Source organism: Pseudovibrio sp. JE062 (assembly GCF_000156235.1).
Taxonomy (GTDB): Bacteria; Pseudomonadota; Alphaproteobacteria; order Rhizobiales; family Stappiaceae; genus Pseudovibrio.
Genome location: NZ_DS996806.1, coordinates 244,447 through 261,806, shown reverse-complemented (window position 1 = coordinate 261,806; position 17,360 = coordinate 244,447). Strand labels below are relative to the sequence as shown.

General features: G+C 54.1%; 14 protein-coding genes. 1 reads left to right on the top strand and 13 read right to left on the bottom strand.

What is annotated here, in order from left to right:
- Position 1 precedes the first annotated feature (1 nt).
- The 10 genes from PJE062_RS05570 to PJE062_RS05525 form a co-directional block, all read right to left on the bottom strand.
- Positions 2-1,159, bottom strand: a complete 1,158-nt coding sequence (locus tag PJE062_RS05570; protein ID WP_008547934.1) for an FtsW/RodA/SpoVE family cell cycle protein — start codon at positions 1,157-1,159, stop codon at positions 2-4.
- Complete coding sequence (murD, locus tag PJE062_RS05565; protein ID WP_008548036.1) at positions 1,159-2,559, bottom strand: UDP-N-acetylmuramoyl-L-alanine--D-glutamate ligase; 1,401 nt, start codon at positions 2,557-2,559, stop codon at positions 1,159-1,161. Before murD ends, PJE062_RS05570 begins: the two co-directional genes overlap by 1 nt.
- Before the next feature lie 12 nt (positions 2,560-2,571).
- Positions 2,572-3,666 (bottom strand): phospho-N-acetylmuramoyl-pentapeptide-transferase, encoded by a 1,095-nt coding sequence (mraY, locus tag PJE062_RS05560; RefSeq protein WP_008548111.1) that lies wholly within the window; start codon positions 3,664-3,666, stop codon positions 2,572-2,574.
- Positions 3,667-3,676: 10 nt separating this feature from the next.
- Positions 3,677-7,450 (bottom strand): UDP-N-acetylmuramoylalanyl-D-glutamyl-2,6-diaminopimelate--D-alanyl-D-alanine ligase, encoded by a 3,774-nt coding sequence (locus tag PJE062_RS27050; protein WP_008547707.1) that lies wholly within the window; start codon positions 7,448-7,450, stop codon positions 3,677-3,679.
- A 112-nt stretch (positions 7,451-7,562) separates the two neighbouring features.
- Positions 7,563-9,287: a penicillin-binding protein 2 gene (locus PJE062_RS05550; protein WP_008547988.1), complete on the bottom strand. Its 1,725-nt coding sequence runs from the start codon at positions 9,285-9,287 to the stop codon at positions 7,563-7,565.
- Between the two features lie 11 nt (positions 9,288-9,298).
- Complete coding sequence (locus PJE062_RS05545) at positions 9,299-9,652, bottom strand: hypothetical protein (protein WP_008547620.1); 354 nt, start codon at positions 9,650-9,652, stop codon at positions 9,299-9,301.
- A 3-nt stretch (positions 9,653-9,655) separates the two neighbouring features.
- A complete protein-coding gene (gene rsmH / locus PJE062_RS05540) occupies positions 9,656-10,693 on the bottom strand; it encodes a 16S rRNA (cytosine(1402)-N(4))-methyltransferase RsmH (RefSeq protein ID WP_208982202.1) in 1,038 nt (345 codons plus the stop codon).
- Positions 10,693-11,163, bottom strand: coding sequence for a division/cell wall cluster transcriptional repressor MraZ (locus tag PJE062_RS05535; RefSeq protein ID WP_008547354.1), 471 nt, complete (start codon positions 11,161-11,163; stop codon positions 10,693-10,695). Before PJE062_RS05535 ends, rsmH begins: the two co-directional genes overlap by 1 nt.
- Before the next feature lie 621 nt (positions 11,164-11,784).
- Positions 11,785-12,603 carry a sugar phosphate isomerase/epimerase gene (locus PJE062_RS05530; protein ID WP_037036149.1) on the bottom strand — a complete coding sequence of 273 codons (819 nt, stop codon included), beginning with the start codon at positions 12,601-12,603 and terminating at the stop codon, positions 11,785-11,787.
- Between the two features lie 285 nt (positions 12,604-12,888).
- Positions 12,889-14,121: an MFS transporter gene (locus tag PJE062_RS05525; RefSeq protein WP_008548089.1), complete on the bottom strand. Its 1,233-nt coding sequence runs from the start codon at positions 14,119-14,121 to the stop codon at positions 12,889-12,891.
- A gap of 69 nt (positions 14,122-14,190) precedes the next feature.
- Here PJE062_RS05525 and PJE062_RS05520 point away from each other — a divergent pair, with 69 nt between their 5' ends.
- Entirely contained in the window at positions 14,191-14,613 is a 423-nt protein-coding gene (locus PJE062_RS05520; RefSeq protein WP_008548141.1) for a helix-turn-helix domain-containing protein, read from the top strand.
- A 36-nt stretch (positions 14,614-14,649) separates the two neighbouring features.
- Here the strand turns inward: PJE062_RS05520 and pepT are convergent, their stop codons facing one another.
- The 3 genes from pepT to PJE062_RS05505 all read right to left on the bottom strand — a co-directional run bounded on the left by pepT (position 14,650) and on the right by PJE062_RS05505 (position 17,337).
- Positions 14,650-15,891, bottom strand: coding sequence for a peptidase T (gene pepT, locus PJE062_RS05515; protein WP_008548028.1), 1,242 nt, complete (start codon positions 15,889-15,891; stop codon positions 14,650-14,652).
- A gap of 90 nt (positions 15,892-15,981) precedes the next feature.
- Positions 15,982-16,602, bottom strand: coding sequence for a LysE family translocator (locus PJE062_RS05510; RefSeq protein ID WP_208982178.1), 621 nt, complete (start codon positions 16,600-16,602; stop codon positions 15,982-15,984).
- A 42-nt stretch (positions 16,603-16,644) separates the two neighbouring features.
- Complete coding sequence (locus PJE062_RS05505) at positions 16,645-17,337, bottom strand: SUMF1/EgtB/PvdO family nonheme iron enzyme (protein WP_008547523.1); 693 nt, start codon at positions 17,335-17,337, stop codon at positions 16,645-16,647.
- Positions 17,338-17,360: the final 23 nt, after the last annotated feature.

Here is a 17,360-nt window from a genome sequence, read left to right as displayed (position 1 = left end):
TCTAAGCGTGCTGCAAAGGTGCAGCGCGGGTAACAGTGATAATCGGGTTCTTACGCGGCTGCGGTCGCTTCCGCGTCAGCGCCAGCACAAACCCCATCGTCAGGGAAATCGCCATAAGGGAAGACACACCGGACGAAATCAGCGGAAGTGTCATGCCCTTGGATGGCATAAGGTTCAGGTTCACAGCCATGTTGATGCAGCTTTGCAGGCCAAACATCACGATCAGACCGGATGAGGCCAGACGGCCAAAGGGATCCTGATCCTGCATCGCCATGTAAAGGCCGCGCAGCACAACAAACGCAAACACAGTCACAAGCACCACACACACGATGATGCCGTATTCTTCTGCCGCAACTGCAAAGATAAAGTCCGTATGACTATCAGGCAGAATACGCTTCACAGTGCCTTCCCCCACACCGCGACCAAGCCAACCGCCCGCAATGAAGGAGTCGATTGCTTTATCAATCTGGTAGGTGTCACCGGAAGCAGGATCAAGGAAGCGCATGATACGCCCACGCACGTGAGGCAGATACGTAAAGCCAGCCGCCACGCCAAGAATGCCCATGACGCCAAGCGGCACAATCGCCAGCCATGACAGCCCATTCAGGAAGAACAACGCAAATAGCACGATCGTCAGCAGCATGGTCTGACCAAAGTCAGGCTGTGCAATCAGCATGGCCGCCACAATCCCGAACAGGATAATGGAGATCAGCTGCCCCGGCACATCCTGCGCCTTGCGTCCTTCAGAAAGCAGAAACGCCACGATCACAACAAGTGCTGGCTTGATAAACTCAGAAGGCTGAATGGAAACACCAAACAGGCTCACCCAGCGCCGTGCGCCTTTAATGTCCGTCCCGAAGAACAACGTCCCCAGCAGCAACACAAGCATGCCGCAGAACACCAGCAAAGCCACCCGTCGCACATAGCGCGGAGACAGCGCCGAAACACCCAGCATCAATGCAGCACTTGGAACAAGGAAGATGGCCTGCTTCTTTACAAAATAGAAGCTCTCAAGCCCGATACGCTCAGCAACAGGAGGACTGGCTGCAAGCGACAACACCAGACCGGACACCATCAGCGTAAAGATGCCGATCAGCATGTAGCGGTCAATCGTCCAAAGCCATTCTGCAAACGCACTGCGATCTGTACGTGAAACCATCAGCGTGCCCCCTCACCATTCAGCATTTTGGCAGCAGCAACAGCTGCGCTCTCAAATGCATCCCCGCGAACTTCGAAGCTCTTGAACTGGTCAAAGGACGCACAAGCCGGAGACAGCAGAACCACTGCCTCTTTGCTCTTGTCACGCGCCGCATCACGCGCTGCCGCTTCAACAGCCATATCCAGACTGCCGAACTTGTGTGCCTCAACTGAGCCGCTTAGTTCCTGCTCAAACTCTTCCGCCGCTTCGCCGATCAGGTACGCTTTAACAATCTTCGGGAAGTAAGCCTTCAGGGATGAAATACCGCCCGCTTTCGGACGGCCACCCGCAATCCAATAAATCCGGTCAAACGCAGCCAGCGCATGTGCTGCCGCTTCTGCGTTGGTTGCCTTGCTGTCGTTCACAAACAGAACCTTGCCCGCTTCAGCCACCAGCTTCAGCCGGTGCGCAAGACCTGGGAACGTTGCCAGAGCACCGGCAATCTCGTCCAGCTCCAGCCCAAGCGCTGCACATACAGCAACCGCTGCCGATGCATTCTGCCCGTTGTGAGAGCCACGCAAAGTGTTGGAGGAAGACAGGTCAGCAACAACCACCTGCTCTTCATCAAAAACTTCAATGACCTTGCCATCAGCGGCATAAACACCAAACTCAACCGGCTCATGACAGGAGATCAGCTCAATCGGCTCACCACTCTCCGCCCGGCGCTGCGCAATGGCTGCGCTAAACTCATCATCCACGCCCACAACAGCCAGACGCGCCGCCTTCACAAGACGTTCCTTGATGGACGCGTAGTTCTCCATGTTCCCATGTCGGTCCAGATGGTCCGGCGACAGGTTCATCATCACCCCGATATCGGGCGCAAGGCTTGGTGCAAGATCGATCTGGTAGGAGGAGACCTCAACCACATAGACGCGATCTTCAGAGAAACCTTCAAGGTCCAGCACAGGGCGACCAATATTGCCGCCCATCTGAACATCCATGCCGCATTCTTTAAGGACATGCGAGATCAGCGCCGTGGTTGTGGATTTTCCGTTGGTGCCAGTGATTGCAACAAACGGCGCTTCCGGACAAACCGCCTCGCGCTCATTCACAAACAGCTCCACATCCCCAATCACCGGAATGCCAGCTTCCTGAGCCCGCACCACACTCCAATGCGGTGTCGGATGGGTCAGCGGCACACCCGGTGCAACGACCAGCGCTGCATAACGGGTCATGTCCACATCGCGCAGATCAATCGCAGCAAGCCCCTGCTCTTCAGCAGCGGCTACACTTGCCTCATTATCGTCCCAGACATCAACACGAGCCCCACCAGCCTCAAGCGCGCGCGCAGTCACGAGCCCGGAACCACCGAGCCCGAACAACGCAACTTCTTTACCTGCCAAATGACGGATAGGGATCATGTTTTAGGCCTCCTAGCGCAGCTTCAGTGTGGCGAGGCCGATCAGTGCCAGAACAACAGCAATGATCCAGAAACGAATAACCACCTGGCTCTCGGTCCAACCCAGATGCTCAAAGTGGTGGTGAATTGGGGCCATGCGGAACACACGCTTACCAGTCAACTTGAACGAAGCCACCTGCACAATCACAGAAACCGCTTCCAGAACAAACAGACCACCGATGATCGCCAGAACGATCTCATGCTTAGTCGCAACCGCAATCGCACCCAGCATACCACCCAGAGCCAGAGAACCGGTATCACCCATAAAGATCGCAGCAGGTGGCGCGTTGAACCACAGGAACCCAAGCCCTGCGCCAATCACTGCACCACACACAACGGCAAGCTCACCAGTGCCCGCCACATGATGGATCTGCAGATAGTTGGAGAACACAGCGTTACCTGTGAGATAAGCCACCAGACCAAAAGCTGCTGCTGCAATCATCACTGGAACAATCGCAAGACCGTCCAGACCATCAGTCAGGTTCACCGCATTGCCCGCGCCAACAACAACAAAGGCAGCGAATGGGATGAAAAACAGACCAAGGTTCAGCGTCAATTCTTTAAAGAACGGAAAGCCGATGCTGGTGGAAAATGGCTCAGAATCCAGAAGCGTCACCGCAAAAGCAGCAAGACCTGCAATCAAAAACTCAAGTCCAAGACGCGCTTTACCACCAAAGCCTTTGTGCGAAGACTTGGTGACTTTCAGATAGTCATCATAAAAACCGATCAGGCCGAACCCAACAGTCACACCCAGAACAATCCAGGTGTAAGGGTTGCGAAGGTCAGCCCACAGCAGCGTCGCCACAATCATCCCTGAAAGGATCATCAGGCCACCCATGGTTGGCGTGCCTTTTTTGGTCAGCAGATGGCTCTGAGGTCCGTCTTCACGAATTGGCTGTCCATGCCCCTGACGCGAACGCAACGCATCAATGATGCGCGGGCCAAACAGGAACACAAACAGCAAAGCAGTCATAATCGCGCCGCCGGTACGGAACGTAATGTATTTAAAAACATTCAGCGCAGACAGGGAAGGATAAACCTCTGAAAGCTCCGCCAGCAAATATAGCATTTAGTCAACCTCAGGACTTACCGGTTGCAGCCGGTTCAGGAAAACGTTTCTTCAAAGCATCCACGAGTGGACCCATACGGGTTCCAAGGGAGCCCTTTACCATCACGATGTCGTTGGGACGCACTTCCGACAGCAGGTCTTTTTCCAGTTTGTCGGAGGTCTCTGAATAGGCGCCTCTGGTCTGTGCAGGCAACCGTTCCCAGAGCACCTTCATGTGAGTACCCACACAATAAACGATGTCGATCTTTGCGCGCTCCAGTTCACGCGCAAGGTCTGCGTGCAGCTTGTCAGAATCTGCACCTAATTCGAGCATATCCCCCAATACGGCGATACGACGGCCATTCTTCTCAACTGGCAATCCAGCCACCAGATTGATGGCTGCCCGCATGCTGGCCGGATTGGCGTTATAGCTCTCATCCACCAGCAGCGCGGTCCCACCATTCACATCCAGAACAGTCTGCGCACCACGCCCTTTCGGCGCGGACATTTCAGCCAGAGCCAGACCCGCAAATGCAAGGTTCGCACCCAGCTCCATCACACCAGTCAGCACGCCCAGTGAGTTGATCACATGGTGTGCGCCCGGAGCGCCGATTTTGTAGGAAATTTCCTGCCCAAGTATATTGGCATTGAGACAGGAGCAATCAGGATTGACCGCAACCTTCTTGGCGATGGACTGTGCCCCCGGCTGCATACCAAAGCTGACGATGTTCTTCACACCAGCCACAGCAGCCAGATAACGGAGCAGGTCATACTGGCGATTGTCCCGGTTCAGGATCGCCACACCACCCGGTTCAATACCGGTAAAGATCTCAGCCTTCGCACGGGCGATATCTTCAACGGAGTTAAACGCTTCCAGATGCACAGGCTCAACGGTGGTCACAATCGCAACATGCGGGCGAACCATCTTCACCAGTGGTGTGATCTCACCGCGGTGGTTCATGCCAATCTCGAAGATACCAAACTCGGTATCTGCGTGCATGCGCGCCAGTGTCAGCGGCACACCCCAATGGTTGTTAAAGCTCGCCACAGGCGCATGAGTAATGCCGGATTTGGACAAGCAAAGACGCAAAGCCTCTTTGGTGCCTGTTTTACCGACAGAGCCAGTCACCGCAATGATCCGTGCTTTTGAACGGGCGCGAGCAGCCACACCAAGGCGCTCCAACGCTTTCAGCACATCATCAACGGCCACATAGCGCCCACCTTCCGGCAGCTCACCAAGCTTTTCACGCGACACAACGGCCACAGAAGCACCAGCTTCGACAGCCGTTCCCGCAAACGCGTGACCGTCAAAGTTTTCACCCTTGATAGCGAAGAAGGCCTCTCCGGGTTGGATCGTTCGGCTATCAATGGAAATTCCGGTTATGTCATCCGCCAGATCACCGTGAACATCCCCATCTACCGCCTCCAGAAAATCGCTGAGCAGCCACAGCGGCCCATGATCTATTTCAGGCAGTTCAATCATTTGCCGCTCATATTCCGACTTAATTTCCGGGTCCAATAGGTTGATGTGGGGGACGATAGTCCACTCAGGCTTGTCTATCGCTGACTTGAGGCGTGGTTTTTCGCTGTTTTTAGCCTCAGAATCCGCGATTTCCGGCGTAGCAGCAGGTTCCTCAGAAGCACCTAGTCCACCAAGAGCGTCTGCACCGTCCTGCTCATCCGGTTGAGTGGACTGCGATACATCCTCGGCAACCTCTGGAGCAACCTCTTCGATACCTCCATCCGCAAGAAATGCATCCGTATCCGATGTGCTCTCATCATCTTGATCAGATGCAGCCGGCACCTCGGGCTCAGCATTCTCTTCAACTGGAACTTCGGCTTCGGCTTCGGCTTCGGCTTCGGCTTCGGCTTCGGCTTCGGCTTCGGCTTCGGCTTCGGCTTCGGCTTCGGCTTCGGCTTCGGCTTCGGCTTCGGCTTCGATAGCCGCTAGATCACCCAGCAGCTCGTCTTCAAGCGCATCAGGTGTATCTTCCGCAACATTCGGGAAACCATCCTTGCCAAAGTCAGGGTCATGGCTTTCAACATCAGCCAGCTCCGCATCAGCCAGATCGTCAGCACCAAGAACTTCTTCTTCCAGCGCCAGCCAGTCTTCCTCTTCCTGATCACGTGCATCATCAGGATTTTCTGGTAGAGCCGCTTCCAGCTCGTCCACACCAGCCTGAACAGCTGCCAGCAGGTCGTCATCATCAAGCGCTTCAGCAGCGGCTAACTCATCACCCTCATCGGCAAGAAGGTCCAGCTCATCCAGCTCAAGGGAGAGCTCAGGCGAACCACTCTCAGCAACAGGAGCAACGCCATTTTCTTCAGAGGCTTCAGCGAGCGCTTTCTGGATTTCTTCGTGATCAGAGAAAGGCAGAACCTCAGTTCCAACAATCTGCCCTGTTTCATGACCTTTACCGGCCACACAAAGCACATCCCCTTCCTGCAGCATCTTCACAGCCTGGCGGATGGCAAGCGCACGATCACCAATCTCAAGCGCAGCAGGACAAGCAGCAACAATCTCTTCGCGAATACTGTCTGGATTTTCGGTACGCGGATTATCGTCCGTCACGATGGAAACATCAGCAAGCCGCGCCGAAATCTCACCCATCAGTGGACGCTTGCCAGCATCACGGTCACCACCGCACCCGAACACGCTGATCAGGCGACCCGGAGCAAACGGACGTAGCGCCGCAAGCACATTTTCCAGCGCTTCTGGCTTATGAGCGTAATCAACGAACACCAGCGCCCCGTTCTCACGGGTACCAACATGTTCAATACGACCCGGAGCACCACGTAAAACTGTCAGCGCTTCCAAAGCAGTTTGCAACGGAACACCAGCAGCAATCGCCAAACCTGCCGCAATCAAAGCATTACTAACTTGGAAATCACCAGCAAGCGGCAGAGCAACAGAGAACACGCCTTCAGCGGTCTCAAGCTCGAGAACCTGACTAAACCCTTCCGGCTGAACGCTCCGCACCTTCAGGTCTTCACCGAAGAAACCGGTGGTAAAGGTCTTCAGGCCGCGCTCTTTGGCAACTTCCAACACGCGGTCTGCAAATTGTGCTTCCGGATCGATAACCACAACACCGTCATCCGGCAGCAGATCACGGAACAGGCGCAGCTTTGCCTGCAAGTAATCCTCCACCGTTGGGTGGTAGTCCATGTGATCCCGGCCAAGATTGGTAAAGCCAGCAGCAACAATGCGCACACCATCTAGGCGGTGCTGATCCAGCCCGTGGCTGGAAGCTTCCATCGCTGCGTGGGTAATGCCATCTTCTGCCAGACGCTTCAGATCCTCATGCAAGGACACAGGATCAGGCGTGGTCAAACCACCATAACTTTGACCGGTTGAGGTCACAGTACCGATGGTACCAAGGCTGGCTGAAACAAGCCCGGCATATTCAAAGATCTGACGAACGAAAACAGCAACGGACGTTTTGCCTGCTGTCCCCGTGACTGCAACCATCTTTTCAGGCTGTCTGCCAGCAAAAGCCGCAGCCATCAAAGCAAGTTCCCGGCGCGCATCATTTGCAGCGATCAGAGGGACCTGTTTGGCCTTCTTGCGGATGTCATCATCAATACGGTCTGCATCAATCAAAATAGCAGCAGCGCCAGCGTCCACGGCCTGCTCGATAAACTGTGCACCATCAACTTTCGCGCCCTTCAGGGCAGCAAAAACAAAACCGGGCTCCACTGCCCGACTATCAGCAGTAAGCCCCGAAATAGTGAGAGCACCAGCGCCGTCCGGCCCATCGCCTGCGGCGGAGTCTATCTCTTGTTTTGTAAGGTCTTTAAGCAACATAGCGTCGATATGTCCGGCCTATGAGACATGAATGTGGCAAAGCAGTTTCGGAGAATAATTGTCTTCATATTTCCCCAAAATCTCCATGTATTGCCCCATTCACCTCTCCTGTTTAGTTCCGGTTCTGATAGGAAACCGGAATTGTCTCTGCGTCATCTGCGAAATCAGGCACCACGCCGAGCATTGGTGCAATTCTGCGGATAACAGATGCAGTGGTTGGCACAGCATTCCACCCTGCGGTGGAATAACGTTGCCCCTCCACTTTTTGCGGCTCATCCAACACAATCAAAACGAGATACTCAGGATTGGACATCGGGAACGCCGACATGAAGGAGTTCAGATAAACACCTTCCGCGTAACGGCCATTCACAACCTTCTGCGCTGTTCCAGTTTTACCGCCAACGTCATAACCCGGCACAGCAGCCCGCCGACCGGATCCGCGCAGAACGTTTTCGCGGTTGAGATACCGTAGGATCTCACTGGTTTCTGGTTTAAGAACCTGCTTGGCAAGTTTGTCCGCCTCTTCCTCACTGCGAGGCAGGAAGGTTGGCTCAAGATACTTGCCGCCATTGACCAGCGTTGCACCAGCCACAGCCATCTGCAGCGGCGTTACACCCACACCATGACCAAACGAGATGGTCATTGCAGCAAGCTCATTCCACTTAGGAGGAAGCAAAGGCCGCGCAACGCCAGGCATCTCGGTGTTCATCTTTTCGGTCAGGCCAACTTTTGACAGGAACTCTTTCTGCGCCTCAATACCAGCACGCTGCATAACCTTGATGGTGCCGATGTTGGACGAGTAAATGAAAACTTCAGGAACAGACAACACACGGCGCTTACCGTGGAAATCATCAATCTTCTGACCAGCAACACGGATCGGCTTGGTCGCATCAAACCCGTCTTCCAGCTTCACCTTGCCACTGTCCAGCGCCATCGCGATGGTAAGGCCTTTGAAGATTGAGCCCAGCTCGAAGACACCACCGGTGACGCGGTTCATGCGCGCTTTCTCAAGCGCCTGCTGACGGTTGTTCGGGTCAAAGTCTGGCAAAGACGTCATGGCAATCACTTCGCCAGTGTCTGCCTTCAGCACCACACCCATCGCCGCTTTGGCCTTGTAGTACTCCATGGAGCGGCGCAGCTCATCACGCACCGCATGCTGCACACGCAGATCAACGGAGAGCTTCACAGGCTCCATGTTGCGATCCTGCGTAAAGCCAAGATCCTGCAGATCCTTCAGCCACGCCTGATCGACATACTTCTCCATGCCGGAAAGGCCCTGGTTGTCGACATTCACCGTACCAAGAATGTGGCTGACAGTCTGACCACCCGGATAAAACCGCTTATTGCTCTCACGGAAGCCAACACCCGGCAGACCCAACGCATGAATAGCCTGACGCTGCTCAACCGTGATCTCACGCTTCAGCCACGTAAACAGCGCATTACTTTCCAGACGCTTCTTGATCGCAGGCGTGTCCAGCTCGGGCAACACGGAGATCAGGCCATCAAAAACCTCATCCGTATCCGGAATCTTGCGCGGCTCTGCATAAAGCGCAGCACTCTTGATATCGGTCGCAAGGATTTCACCATTGCGATCAACAATATCCGGGCGCGCTTGAGCAACCGTACTCTGCGCAGCAAGGAAACGCTGAGCCGGATCTCCATCCTGCAATCCAAGCAGGATCAGACGACCGGCAATCGCCCCGTACACAAGCACGAACAATGTCATGGCAAAAACAATACGAGAGCGACCCGGGCCACGAACCCGCATCGCTGTTGTGCCATGTTTTTGATTGAAGTTAGACCGCCTCAAAAAGGAGCTGTCAGCTTTCCTGGCCACGAGCTCCTCCCTTATTGCACGGATGTAACGCGACTGGCGTAACCGCTCATCGCATCAGCAGAAACTGGCTCCATCAGAACAGGCTTAACTGGCAATGCCTTCAGTGTCGTAATCTGCTCTGCACGCAAAGGCTCAAGCTTGAGAATATCGTTGTAGCGATCAACGATACCCTGCAGGCGCCCCGGTTGATTGAGCACACTCCACTGGGCCTTGTAATAGCGGATCTCGTCCTTCTCCTTGGCGATCTCAGCAGAGAGCTGCCGTACCTGATCAGCAAGGTTTTCGTTGGACATCTTGATGTCGTAAACGAGCGCAGCACCAATAACCACTGCAACAACAAAGAACAGATTAACGAAGCGCAGCATAGCCTAGCCCCCTAGTCCGTGGAATGAAGCAAGACGCGGAACGCCAGCCTCATGAATATCTAATGGTCGTGCAGGCGAATCCAGCCGGCGCCCTGCTCTCAAACGAGCAGACCGTGCGCGAGGGTTTTCAGAAACCTCCTCAACGCTGGCATCCTGATTGCCCTTCACGATAAATTCGAAGGTCGGAGGCGGAATATCCACCTCTGGCATGTGGCGAGAACCACCACCGCGGGTCTTGCAACGATCCGCGAGGAACCGCTTCACAATGCGGTCTTCCAGACTATGGAACGTCACAACAACCAGACGACCACCCGGGCGCAAAATCCGCTCTGCCGCAGCCAACGCACCCGCTGCCTGATGCAGCTCACCATTCACATAAATCCGCAGCGCCTGAAATGTGCGTGTCGCCGGATGAATGCTGGCTTTCTTCGGATTACGCTTCACCACCTTTTCAATCACGCGAGCAAGCTCAAGCGTGGTCTCAAAAGGCTTTTCTTCACGCGCCTGACAAATAGCATGAGAAACGCTGGAAGCGCGCTTCTCCTCACCAAGCAATCCGATGATGCGTGTCAGGTCCTTGCGTTCCATGGTATTGACCACATCCGCAGCGCTTGGCCCATCCTGCTCCATGCGCATATCAAGCGGACCATCAAAGCGGAACGAGAAGCCACGCGCTGCCTGATCCAACTGCATGGAAGAAACACCAAGATCCATGACCACGCCATCAACCGCATCATGGCCGAGCGCACGTGCATGCTCTTCAAGATCAACAAACTGTCCGTGAACCAGCTTCAGGCGCCCATCAGACGCCTGTTCCAAAGCACGACCATCCCGGATCGCATCCGGGTCCCGGTCAATACCAATCACACTGGCTCCAGCCTCAAGAAATGCGCTGGAGTAACCACCGGCACCAAATGTGCCGTCAACAATCACATCACCCGGCGCGGGGGCCATTGCCTCCCGCACCCGATCCAGAAGGACTGGAATGTGACGCGCTGGTCCGCCAGCGATACCGGATTTGTCTCCGTCGCCGCCCGTCATCATAGTGCCCCTCCGGCTGCTGCCCCCGGCGCACCGCCGGAAGACAATACTGCAAGCGCCCGCTTCATGGCCTCGTCGCGGTGCTTGGCGAACCTGGTCGGTTCCCAAATCTGAAACTTAAACCCCTGCCCCACAAACGTGACTTCGCCGTCAATGCCAGTGTGGTTGCGGATCATCTCAGACAGAACAATCCGACCATCCCGGTCAATTTTCAGCGTCTCACTGGCGCCATACAGCGCCGTGGACAGAGCGTCGTACTCCATGGAAAGCGTCGAAAACGCATCTAGTCGTTTCTGGATTTCAGCGGTAAGTCCGTTGCCACCTGCATCAACCGCCTCCTGAAAAGGAGATGGGAAACAGTAAAGACCTTCAAAGCCGTCTTTCGCCAACGCCGCACGGAAGGGCGCAGGGATCGATACACGACCCTTTGCATCCACCCGATTGGTGAAGTGCGAAACAAAACCAGCCATTGGTCCCCTCTTTAATGAGCCAGATCTTCTTGATCTGTCAGCGGCACATCAAACAACTCTCCACTCCTTGGAGAGCCAGCGCTAAAATCAGGCAAAAACAACAAGATTACTGAAGTACAAACCGGATTTCCCCGGGAGCCTATGGGATACCATGGGATAGCATGGGACGTCAATGAACCCACCCGCTCAAACCGAAAAGAATGCCCCTTAACATCTGGTAGTTATCACCAATTATGGTAAACGAAGTATTGATAGGAGTTTACGCAGGGATTTCTGCGAGTTAGACGCATCGAAAATGCGATTACAACCAGAAGTACTCACAGTTTTTACAGAGGCATAAGAAAGAATTTCGCTGATTGGCTCTAGTGAATTTAACCTATCAACCTTGCCAAAACGCCACTTTTCCCATGCTGGACCATGAAATTCCATGCCCGTTTAGCGGAGTGTGGGACAATTTCCCATACCTACCCACGATTGTCTTGAGTCGATAATTTCTGCCGGAAAGGCATGCAATGTGCCGCGATCACAATTGGTTTTGTTGGTTACTTCGGATCGCTCATAAGCAAAGAGGCTGGCAGCTCAGCCAGCCTCAAAATCTCATCACAAAAGCAAGCGCTTCTGTTATCTGGCGACACCCAGCCCAACCAGATAATCCGCACCCTTGCGCAAAGTGGTCTCATCCATAATCTCAAGGATCAGACGTGGGTTACTCGTCAGCTTTGCCAGCTCCGCAAACAGCGGCTCCCAGGGAATAGATCCCTCACCCGGGTTCCAGTGACGATCTGCATAACCATCAATGTCCTGAATATGCACGTGCTGCAGAGTGTTGCCTGCGGACTTGATGAAGAAATCAACCGGCGGCGCACCATAGCAGGAGTGCATGTAATGAGCGTGCCCGGTATCAATGGAAAGCGCCAGAGCCTCGCTGTCAAAGCTCTTCAGGATGTCCATCCGGTAAGATGGATCCAGATCCTCAATGTTCTCCAGCACGATGACACAGCCCATGTCCTCAGCCTTGGCAACAACATCCTTCAGGTTGGCATGGATCATCTCCAGCTTCATCTGACGACCATTGTCGTAGATATCCAGGTTGTTATGATCCCAGATCGTATAAGGGCTGTGCAACACCATCTGGTCTGCACCCATCTTGGCACACAGCTCAATGCCCTGATCCAACCGTTTGCGAACCGCCTGCTGAAACAGCGGATCAGCTGCAGACAGATCCAAATTGTAGAACGGACCATGCAAACCGAGACGTCCTTCATGACCATCCAGAAGCTTCTTCGCTTCTGCGATCAGGTCATCACACCCATTGTCCAGCAATTTCCAGTTATAGAAATCTTGTAGCTCAAGGTCTCGGGGAAGTTCCAGCAACCATTCACGATGTTGAGGAAGATGTTTGACGCACATTGCTGCGCCTAAAACCGGCAAATCACTCATGCGGCTATTCCAAGATAAGGCCTTAAAAGGCACGCTTTCAGTTATGCCTCTGCTCTTACATGGCAACCATGTCAAAGGCATTACATCACCTAAAACAGTCTGCCTTTATCTCGGCTCCTACCAACTGTTCTAAGCGCTCATCTCACCGCGTCCCAAGCGCGGCAATCGGAGCACCATGACAGCTTCGATTTGCGCGGTCTACGTACTATTCCAGAGCAAACAAGAGCATCAACAAAAATCTACAGTTTTGCTCGGTGAAGCTGACGCTCTCGTAAGCTCTCAAGTTCAGTTTTCCAGCCTTACAAACGCAGTCGTCGCTTTGCGGAAAGAACGCCAGATAAAGACCAGCAATCCAACCAAAGCCATACACATCAGCGCAGTCGCAACGATCTGGAAAGTTCCGGCAAACCCAACAGCTGCAATCAGCGGAATACTAACGAACACGGAAAGGAACTGACCGAGGAAGACTGAGGACGTCAAAACACCACCCGCCATGCCACGGCGTGAACTCGGCGCAACCTGCAAAGCCATAGCCGGAAAGTTCGGCATTGCCAGCGCATAACCTGCACCCATGGCGGCAGTTCCAAGAAACACACTCCACGTTCTTTGCAGTGTCAGCAACATCAAGCCCACCGCCATAAATCCATAGGCCAACGTGAACGCACCGCTATACCCAACACGCGCTTTGATCCGCCCGTAAAGCAACGCCGCCGTTCCACCAGACAACATCAACGCGCCCAGTGCGGCACCCGTCATACTCGCGCTGTCATAGCCTTGCGCATCCAAAAAGAATGGCAGCTGAGTTGGCATCAGAAAGAAGATCATGTTCGTCAGCATCTGCAACAGAGCTAGTGCTGCCAGCAATAGCACCCAGGCTACCGCGCCATCGTCTTCTGCATTGGTGGTTTTCCGCGCTCCACCCGCCTGCCTTGCCGGTTCACTAATGTAACGCCACAGAAACGGCACCATCAGCAACGCCAGTCCATAAATGGCAAACGGCAACCTCGGAGAACTCACCGCCAACACACCAGCCATAGAGATAAACAGAAAGCCGCCAAAGTTACGCGCAGACGTCTGCAATCCCATCAGAGAACTGCGCTGATCGCCAACAAAGTAGTCGCCAATCAAGGCCGTTTGCGCCGTCATCACCATGGCAACAGCCACGCCAAGCCCCAAGCGGCTCACCAGCATGCTTGTCAAATCCGGCAGAAACAGCCCAGCGCTCCCCATCACGGCAAACAGCAAAACACCAACCAGCAACAACGCCCGCCGACCATAACGGTCCGCAATCACCCCGGCCAGCGGAGCGCAGATGATAACGGTCAGCGAAGGTGTCGAAACCAGTAGCCGAGACAGCCACAACACATTCGGATCATCTTTGAACATCTCCTCCAGCCCGGCAAGCGCCGGACTGATGGTTGCATTCGCCATCACCGTCAAAGTCGCCGCCATCAGCAAAGCAATGGCTCTCGGGTCTTTCCAGACCTGTTGTGTGGGCTCCACGTGCACTTGTTTCATTTGCTTATCCTCTTGCAAAATTGCCCTGTTGGGATCAGGATACGACTTCAAGTCAACTTGAGGTCAAGCATGAAACTGCTGGATATCGGAGAGATCACCGAACGCTCAGGCGTAAAGCCTTCCACCCTGCGGTATTATGAGGAAGTCGGGCTCATTCAGTCTGTCACCCGGCACGGCCTCAGGCGCCAGTACGAGCCGCAGATCCTGACCAAGCTGGCCCTGATCACCCTCGCAAAAGCAGGCGGCTTTTCGCTGAACGAGATCGCTGGCATGTTTTCAGAGCAAGGTCAGCTGCAAATCCCGAGAGATCAGATCCGGGAACGTGCTGATCAGATCGACGAGCAAATCAAGGAACTCACCGCCCTGCGCGATGTCCTGCACCACGTGGCCGACTGCCCCGCCCCAAGCCATTTGGAGTGCCCGTCCTTTCAACGCATGCTGAAGACGACCGGCAAACGCCAACAGACAAAAAGAAAACCGCCGACCAAATAGCCGACGGCTTCCATTAATTCTTCAGGTCGAGCGAACTTACTTCACTGCACGCTCAACCAGTTTCAGGCAAACCTGTGTGGCCATCGCCATATCCTGCACACTGATCCACTCCAGCGGACCATGGATTTCCTGCATACCCGTAAAGATATTCGGGCAGGATGTACCTTTGGCCGTCAGAACGGAACCATCTGTTCCGCCACGGATCGGCTTGGAGGAAACAGTCAGGCCCATGTCCTCATAAGCCGCCTTTGCCAGATCCACTGGGGTCATATCATCGCGCAGCCAGTGATGCATGTTGCGGTACTGCTCTTTCACCTCACAGGTGATGGACGCACGCGGCTCAGTCGCCTGAACAGCAGCACACACCTGCTCCAGCAAATCAGCTTTAGCTTCAAGGCCTTCCAGCTCAAAATCACGTAGAACGAAATGCAATTCTGCTTCAGCTGCGTTACCAACCATGTCAGCAACAAAGATGAAGCCATCACGACCATCCGTGGTCTCAGGTGTCATTGTGGCATGCGGCAGCATGGTGATGATCTTGCCCGCCAAATGCAGCGCGTTGACCAGCTTATCCTTCGCATAACCCGGATGAACAGAAACACCCGTGATCTTCACGGTCGCACCATCAGCGCAGAAGTTCTCGTAGTTTAGTTCACCGACTTTGCCGCCATCCAGTGTGTAGGCGAAGTCAGCACCCAGATCACCCGGAAGCTTGTCATGAACACCGCGCCCGATTTCTTCATCCGGCGTAAACGCAATGCGCAGCTTGCCATGAGGGATCTGCGGGTTTGCCAGCAGATGACGCGCAAGACACATGATGATCGCAACACCAGCCTTGTCATCCGCACCCAACAAAGTGCTGCCGCTGGCGGTGATGATGTCATCACCAATCTTCTCACCCAGATAGCGTGAGTTTTCAGGAGACAGAGAAAGCTCAGCAGCATCTGGGAAGGAAATCGCAGACCCATCATACGCACGGTGAACACGCGGCTTCACGCCTTCCGCATGATAAGCAGGGGCAGTATCAACGTGCGCCAGCAGGCCAATCACAGGCGCATCACTCTCGATAGTCGCAGGAATGGTTGCAAGAACAACGCCGTACTCAGTCAGCTCAACGTCACTTGCGCCAATCTCCATCAGCTCAGCACGCAGCACCTTTTGCAGGTCGAGCTGGATCTGAGAGCTTGGGGACTCTGGGCAGGTCTCATCACTCTGCGTATCAATCGCAGCATAACGAACGAGACGCTCTTCCAGTTCCTGATCAAATTCTGTTCTCATCGAAGATCTCCTTGCAGTTACCTCCTATCTGCGCGAAGCCTCATCAAGTTTCAAGCAGGAACACCTCTCCCCTGACAAATGCAAACCGCTTTAACGCACCTCACCAGCAATTTTCCCGGCAAACCCAAACAGGACAAAGCCAGAGACCACACGAAACCGTCGATACCGGGCCTGTGTAATAAAGCGTGCTCGCAGCAAGGATGCCAACGCCGAGTAACTGCATAAGGAGAGAACCGAAATCCCACAAAACGTTGCAACCAAGATAGCAGCTTGCGGCAGCAACGCACTCTCAGAACGCATCACCTGCGGAAACAGAGCCACGAAGAAAAGAATGGCCTTGGGATTGGTGACAGCCAGCAAAAAGGCCTCCCAAAACAACGTCATGCCCGAGACAGAGGCTCTCACATCACCGGACAAATCGATCTCCTCACGCTTGAAGACAAACTTGAGCCCAAGCCAGACCAGATACCCAACGCCAAGCCACCGAAACACGCTCCACAAAATCTCTGAGGTAAGCACAAAGCTAGCAACACCACCTGCACAGAAGGAACCAGCAATAGCAAGACCAAGCGTGTTACCCAGAATGGTCGGAAACACCCTGCCCATTCCCAACTGCGCTGCCCGCCGCACAGTATTAAGGATCGCTGGCCCCGGCGTAACAATATTCGCAGCAGAAATCAGAACGAAAGAAAACCAAACCCATAAATCCATATTGTATTCCAATGTATACATATATAAATCATGAGTACTTGATCAGGTTGTATCAGTCAACCTCACTGTCCTGGCAATGCGAAACCCCAGATCATCAACTCGGAAAGTCGGGTGGCTTCGCCGCCGATTGGTGACAAGACATCCCCTCGCCTCATCAGCCCAACCACCGCCCTTGAAGATCCGGTACTCGCCATAGACATCAGGATCATACTGATCCCAACACCACTCCCAAACATTGCCGAGCATATCATGAAGCCCGAAAGCATTTGCAGCTTTCTGGCCAACCTTCTGCGGTGCTCCTCCGGAATTCTCAGCATACCAGGCCACTTCATCCAGCGGCCCATATCGCGGTTCATGAGAACCGCCACGGCAGGCAAACTCCCACTCCGCATCCGTCAACAAACGAAACCCACCGCTCATCGGATGCTGCTCAACCACATCATCCGCATACAAAGCATAGCAAGGCTCCAGCCCACAGCGTTTCGAAAGCCCATTACAAAACCGCAAAGCATCAAACCAGCTCACAGACTCGACCGGAAGCTCATCTCCTTTGAAACGTGAGGGCCACTCACCCAAAACTGAGCCATACAGCGCTTGCGTGACAGGATACTTCGCAACCTCAAAAGACTGAACCTGAACCGTCCATCTCATCCCCTTGCGATCATCCTTTTGAGAAAGAACACCAGCTGGAACACTCACCATTTCTGGCATCAGAATAAAACTCAGATCTTCCAACAGTTCCCCTCCACCCTGCTCAA

Excerpts from the sequence above, each read along its gene's own strand:
- PJE062_RS05570 (WP_008547934.1), bottom strand. The coding sequence starts at position 1,159 with ATGGTTTCACGTACAGATCGCAGTGCGTTTGCAGAATGGCTTTGGACG.
- murD (WP_008548036.1), bottom strand. The coding sequence starts at position 2,559 with ATGATCCCTATCCGTCATTTGGCAGGTAAAGAAGTTGCGTTGTTCGGG.
- mraY (WP_008548111.1), bottom strand. The coding sequence starts at position 3,666 with ATGCTATATTTGCTGGCGGAGCTTTCAGAGGTTTATCCTTCCCTGTCT.
- PJE062_RS27050 (WP_008547707.1), bottom strand. The coding sequence starts at position 7,450 with ATGTTGCTTAAAGACCTTACAAAACAAGAGATAGACTCCGCCGCAGGC.
- PJE062_RS05545 (WP_008547620.1), bottom strand. The coding sequence starts at position 9,652 with ATGCTGCGCTTCGTTAATCTGTTCTTTGTTGTTGCAGTGGTTATTGGT.
- rsmH (WP_208982202.1), bottom strand. The coding sequence starts at position 10,693 with ATGACGGGCGGCGACGGAGACAAATCCGGTATCGCTGGCGGACCAGCG.
- PJE062_RS05535 (WP_008547354.1), bottom strand. The coding sequence starts at position 11,163 with ATGGCTGGTTTTGTTTCGCACTTCACCAATCGGGTGGATGCAAAGGGT.
- PJE062_RS05530 (WP_037036149.1), bottom strand. The coding sequence starts at position 12,603 with ATGAGTGATTTGCCGGTTTTAGGCGCAGCAATGTGCGTCAAACATCTT.
- PJE062_RS05525 (WP_008548089.1), bottom strand. The coding sequence starts at position 14,121 with ATGAAACAAGTGCACGTGGAGCCCACACAACAGGTCTGGAAAGACCCG.
- PJE062_RS05520 (WP_008548141.1), top strand. The coding sequence starts at position 14,191 with ATGAAACTGCTGGATATCGGAGAGATCACCGAACGCTCAGGCGTAAAG.
- pepT (WP_008548028.1), bottom strand. The coding sequence starts at position 15,891 with ATGAGAACAGAATTTGATCAGGAACTGGAAGAGCGTCTCGTTCGTTAT.
- PJE062_RS05510 (WP_208982178.1), bottom strand. The coding sequence starts at position 16,602 with ATGGATTTATGGGTTTGGTTTTCTTTCGTTCTGATTTCTGCTGCGAAT.